Source organism: Paenibacillus sp. 01T422 (genome assembly GCF_056398785.1).
The window spans coordinates 1-1,731 of record NZ_JBFTQB010001130.1; the positions used below are offsets into that span (position 1 = coordinate 1).

Annotated in this window: 2 protein-coding genes; both read left to right on the top strand. The window is 46.1% G+C overall.

From position 1 onward, the window contains the following. On the top strand, nt 1–742 hold a 742-nt coding region (locus AC1DUA_RS36400), incomplete at its 5' end, for a 2-keto-3-deoxygluconate permease (protein WP_477504366.1). A gap of 33 nt (nt 743–775) precedes the next feature. Next, the coding region (locus AC1DUA_RS36405) for a four-carbon acid sugar kinase family protein (protein WP_477504367.1) at nt 776–1,731 on the top strand (956 nt) is incomplete at its 3' end.

Sequence of the window (1,731 nt, forward strand, 5' to 3'; positions counted from 1 at the left end):
GGGTGGAACGTTGCTAGGAACTAAAATTTTAACCGCAATCATCGTAGGATTTGTTGCTGCTAAGTTTCTGGGCAGTGGCATGATTAGCGAGGGCTTCTTTGCCGGTATTTCGGTTTTGGCCATCGTAGCGGCCATGAATGACACAAATGGTGGATTGTACATGGCTTTAATGGGACAGTTCGGTAAGAAAGAAGATGTTGGCGCTTACTCCGTAATGAGTTTGGAATCCGGGCCATTCTTTACCATGATCTCATTAGGAATTGCTGGCTTAGCAGCTTTCCCTTGGCAGACATTCGTTGGTGCGATTTTGCCATTGATCGTGGGTATGATCTTAGGAAATTTGGATAAAGAAATGCGTGAATTTTTATCCAAAGCTGTTCCTGTTTTAGTTCCGTTTTTTGCTTTTGCTTTGGGAGCAGGTTTGAATCTTCAGACGGTTTGGAAAGCAGGCTTCCTTGGAGTCTTGCTAGGTATTGGCGTCGTCGCTGTTACGGGTCTTACCTTGACCCTTATTGACCGCTTGATCGGTGGAAACGGCATTGCAGGCATATCAGCAGCTTCGACAGCAGGAAACGCAGCAGGTGTTCCGGCAGCTGTAGCCGCGGCGAATGCCGCTTATGCTCCGCTCGTGCCATCTGCTACAGCACTGGTAGCTTCATGCGTAATCGTAACAGCTATTCTTGTTCCGATCGTAACAGCTTGGTATGCCAAAAAAATTGGAGCTAAGAGTCAAATCAATTAAATCGTTCTAGATTTGCATGGGAGGAACTGCACCATGAAACAAATTGCCATCATTGCAGATGACTTGACCGGAGCTTCCGATTCAGGTGTTCAATTTGCAAGAAARGGTCTGCAAACGCAAGTGTTTTTTGATAGCGAGCAAGTTTCTAAACAACAACAGACGATGGAGGCTATTGTCATCGATACGGACAGTCGTTCTGTTGCGCAAGAGATCGCATATGCCAGGGTGAAGGAAGCTGCCTGTCATATTGATCAAGCGGTATTCCCACATATTTATAAGAAAATGGATTCTACACTTCGCGGAAATCTGGGTGTTGAAATCGACGCTGTGATGGATGTCATTCCATTCGACTTTGCAGTCGTTGCCCCAGCTTTCCCTAAGATTGGCCGCACCACTTCCCAAGGCATTCATTATTTGAATGGAGTTCCGGTCAGTGAAACCGAAATCGCCAATGATCCGAAATGCCCGGTTAAAGAATCGGATTTAGTGAAGTTGTTTTCATCGCAATCCAAACGCAAAGTTGGCCTTATTCCTTTAGAAATATTACGTGCAGGGAAAGATCAGGTACACCAGAACATAAAGTCACTCCTAGAAGCTAAAACTGAACTCATCGTTTTTGATGCAACGTCAGAAGAAGATATCGGGCATATCGCTGAATGGGTTGCTCAAACAAGCTACAAAACGCTATGGGCAGGTTCGGCAGGTTTGGCTGATTTCCTCCCTAGCGCCTTATCGCTTCCTGTTCATGCAAGTGAATCTGCTCCGCAATCACTTAGCGGGACGAAACCTGTGATGCTAGTCGCAGGAAGCATTTCACAGGTGACTCGTGGGCAAGTCGCTGCTTATAACAAGGAGCCGCAAGTCGTCGCTGTAGAATTAAACACGGTACAAGCTATCGCTTCTGAAGAAGGTCTAAAGACAGAGATTGAACGTTGTAGAGATGAGCTTCAAGCTGCGTTAAAGAACCGTTTCGATGTTTCTCTGTGCGC